This window comes from Neisseria sp. P0021.S007, assembly GCF_051956855.1.
In genome coordinates this window covers 1-502 of sequence record NZ_JBQCXA010001301.1, presented here as the reverse complement: position 1 = coordinate 502, position 502 = coordinate 1, and the positions used below count along the sequence as shown (strand labels likewise).

General features: G+C 50.0%; 1 pseudogene. It reads left to right on the top strand.

The window, feature by feature from the left end:
* Positions 1-502, top strand: a pseudogene (locus ACTHUR_RS18850) (acyl-CoA dehydrogenase family protein); the annotation flags it as partial.

Below are 502 nucleotides of genomic sequence, written 5' to 3'. Positions count from 1 at the left end.
GTTAAAGACAAATATTTGGCCGATATTCTGCAGGGCAAAATTTTGGCCGGTACGGGCATGTCCAATACCGTCAAACACCTTGCCGGTATCGAAAAACACAACTTGCAAGCCGAGCGCGTTGAAGGCGGCTACAAAGTCAACGGCGCTTTGCCTTGGGTATCTAATATCGGCGAAGACCACATTTGGGCAAATACCGCCCAAATCGGCGACAGCTATGTGATGTTTATCACCGGCGGCCAATGGGAAGGCGTTACCTTGCAAGATTGCCCTGAGTTCTGCGGTTTGGAAGGCACGCGCACTTACAGCCTGAATTTTAAAGATGTGTTTATTCCCGATGAAGATGTGATTGCTTCGCCTGAGCAGTTCCAGTCTTATATTCCAACTATTAAAGCCGGTTTCATCTTGCTGCAAATGGGTATCGGCGCCGGTGTGATTGACGGTGCGCTCGGCATTATCCGCATGGCCAATGTGGTGAACGCAGAAGTGAACGCTTACCTCGACC